The organism is Tangfeifania diversioriginum (genome assembly GCF_900141875.1).
Lineage (GTDB): Bacteria > Bacteroidota > Bacteroidia > Bacteroidales > Prolixibacteraceae > Tangfeifania > Tangfeifania diversioriginum.
Genome location: NZ_FQZE01000075.1, coordinates 1 through 2,354 on the forward strand (window position 1 = coordinate 1; position 2,354 = coordinate 2,354).

Sequence of the window (2,354 nt, forward strand, 5' to 3'; positions counted from 1 at the left end):
TCGAGGCCGGATATTTTTGAAATTGTATTCCTTTGAGTTGTTTACTACTTCCGTAGACTGAAACCCTGTCATTTCATTCTAAACCTGTAAAGACCTCCGTACAACTTAAAATTTTAAATTATGGAGAAAAAGTATAGTAAGGCCTGGATAGGTAAAGGCGTTCAGCATGAAAAGCTTGACTTGGTACGGGTGACTTTAAAGACAGAAGATGCAATGAAGCACCAGCATGAGTTTGAAGGCGTGAAGCTTTTAACGTTTGAATTGTCGAAGTTACAGGAACCTGACAAGTTCGGGAGAACACATACTGCTTATGTTTCAGTCCCTGAAGAAGTTGAAGCAGTAAAGCCTAAGAAGACTGCATCTAAAGAATGAAATTAGATCCTCCGGGTAACCGGGGGATTTTTTTTTGCCTGCTGTTTGTCCTTTCCTTACCCTGTGCCTTCTTTCTCTGCTGGTTGTACGCTATTGTTTAACCGGCGTGCCAGACCTATTCTGATGTTGTTTCAGAGTGGAAGCCAATTCAAATCTCCAGGGCAGGAGTACATTCAATGAATCAAAATCTATTTCTTTCCAGTATCGCAGAGGTACAGATCACCTATTCCGCAAAAATCCGTCCTTCTGATCGGACAAAAATTGGCGGTGCGAAGGATGCCTACGAAATAATGAGGCATGTTTTCACGGATATTGAACACAGGGAATTCTTCTATGCATTGTTGCTGAACCGGGGGAACGAAGTTCTCGGGTATTACGAAGTATCAAAAGGTGGTATCAGCGGAACCGTTGTAGATGTTCGTTTAATCATGCAAGCTGCTGTGAAGGCGAACTGTTCAGCGATCATTCTCGCTCATAATCATCCTTCAGGAAGCTTACAGGCGAGCGATGCAGACCTTCGGATAACACGTAAAATTAAACAGGCGTGTTCCGTCCTTGACATTTCGCTGCTCGACCATCTTATTCTTACAAATTACAGCTACATGTCATTTGCTGATGAAGGTATTCTTTAGTATTAATCGTAACAGGCAACGCCATAAGCCATAACAAGACCCAAGGGCATGGGCACTTTTTCATGTTTAAAAAAGACGATATTATTTCCTCCTACACCACAAAGGAAGCCGTAAAAGATGGCTTTCTGGTGAAAATCGAAGGTGCAATGTCTTCAAATGCCGGAATCAAATTCCCGGTTTACCTTACAAGGGCTGTTTACGACCGCTATGTAAAAGTTCCTGAAGAATTACAAGGACAACAGGAAACGGGCAGACTTTGGGACCTGCTTTACATGTTTACCTGGGAAGCACGGAAAACAGATGGCAACACGCTACTATACAAATTCTTCTGTCAGTTACCGAAAACCGTTAAAATTCTTGATAATGAAAATCAGGTGAAAAACTCACCGCTGATGCGTGAAATTACCCTGAAGGCCGTAATCACTGCACAGGATATCGACGATCCCTCACCTGCAATTTTTATCATGTTACCACACGAAGATTAATTAACCGGCGGTTCATTCGCCATAAAATAAATACCAATGAAGAATTATAAAGGCGATCCTCGCTTAATTAATGCACGGTTCAAATCCAGTTGCTGTAACTGTGAGGCTGAAATCAGAAAAGGCGAATCTGCCTACTACTGGCCCCACGGGAAAATGATATTTTGCCTGGTGTGTGGAGAACCTGAATTCCGGGAGTTCGTTTCAATGGCTGCTGATGAAAATGCTTACAATGGTTCTGGAAATCCGTATTGAAGGTTAGCGAATTGGAGGGCTTAACTCCCTCCTTTTTTCTGAGTTTTAGCTGATGTTTTAAGTCCCGTGTATCTTAATAGTCAATTCCTCAAACCGGTATGAAAATCTGATTCTCAGTAAACCTTCAAACGGCCTGTAGTTGAATTCTAATCAATTAAAACTTGGTAATCATGAAAACTTACAGGTACAATGAAAAAAGGGAGGAAAAGCAACGAACCAACATCTGGGATGCATTTGTTAATCATCTCGAAACAACTTATTTCCCGGGAGCCTCGGAGCTGCTCGATAAACAGTTAATCGCTTTTGAATACGATGCATTTAAAAGTTGTTACTGCTGATAGTTGCTGCTCCGGATTTATTTTGAAAAGACCAGTAAAAAGCTGGGACATACCCACAGATACCTGCTAACCATTTAGTGATGGAACGGTGATAACGCTGTGGGCTGGTCTTTTCTTTTCGTATTGAAGTTTCATTTCGACAGGGCAAAACAGCCCTTATTACTTACAATCAATTATTAATAATTAAAACAATTTCTTATGAGTATTTCTAACAAAGGCGGGGCATTAACCGCAGTGTATTGGATAGTAGTGATAGTGCTTTCCATTTTCGCAGC

The 2,354-nt window shown here is 41.3% G+C and carries 5 protein-coding genes; all 5 read left to right on the top strand.

What is annotated here, in order from left to right; all coding sequences use genetic code 11:
- Positions 1 to 120: 120 nt before the first annotated feature.
- The 5 genes from BUC07_RS20425 to BUC07_RS21050 all read left to right on the top strand — a co-directional run bounded on the left by BUC07_RS20425 (position 121) and on the right by BUC07_RS21050 (position 2,079).
- Positions 121 to 372, top strand: coding sequence for a hypothetical protein (locus tag BUC07_RS20425; protein ID WP_073174201.1), 252 nt, complete (start codon positions 121 to 123; stop codon positions 370 to 372).
- 176 nt (positions 373 to 548) lie between these two features.
- Positions 549 to 1,004, top strand: coding sequence for a JAB domain-containing protein (locus BUC07_RS20430; protein ID WP_073174203.1), 456 nt, complete (start codon positions 549 to 551; stop codon positions 1,002 to 1,004).
- 62 nt (positions 1,005 to 1,066) lie between these two features.
- Positions 1,067 to 1,489 (top strand): DUF6573 family protein, encoded by a 423-nt coding sequence (locus tag BUC07_RS20435; protein WP_073174205.1) that lies wholly within the window; start codon positions 1,067 to 1,069, stop codon positions 1,487 to 1,489.
- 36 nt (positions 1,490 to 1,525) lie between these two features.
- Positions 1,526 to 1,741: a hypothetical protein gene (locus BUC07_RS20440; RefSeq protein WP_073174207.1), complete on the top strand. Its 216-nt coding sequence runs from the start codon at positions 1,526 to 1,528 to the stop codon at positions 1,739 to 1,741.
- A 170-nt stretch (positions 1,742 to 1,911) separates the two neighbouring features.
- Positions 1,912 to 2,079: a hypothetical protein gene (locus BUC07_RS21050; protein WP_175552594.1), complete on the top strand. Its 168-nt coding sequence runs from the start codon at positions 1,912 to 1,914 to the stop codon at positions 2,077 to 2,079.
- The last annotated feature ends 275 nt before the right edge of the window (positions 2,080 to 2,354 follow it).

Bases quoted from the DNA above. Each gene is read 5' to 3' on its own strand.
- BUC07_RS20425 (WP_073174201.1), top strand. From the start codon at position 121: ATGGAGAAAAAGTATAGTAAGGCCTGGATAGGTAAAGGCGTTCAGCAT.
- BUC07_RS20430 (WP_073174203.1), top strand. From the start codon at position 549: ATGAATCAAAATCTATTTCTTTCCAGTATCGCAGAGGTACAGATCACC.
- BUC07_RS20435 (WP_073174205.1), top strand. From the start codon at position 1,067: ATGTTTAAAAAAGACGATATTATTTCCTCCTACACCACAAAGGAAGCC.
- BUC07_RS20440 (WP_073174207.1), top strand. From the start codon at position 1,526: ATGAAGAATTATAAAGGCGATCCTCGCTTAATTAATGCACGGTTCAAA.
- BUC07_RS21050 (WP_175552594.1), top strand. From the start codon at position 1,912: ATGAAAACTTACAGGTACAATGAAAAAAGGGAGGAAAAGCAACGAACC.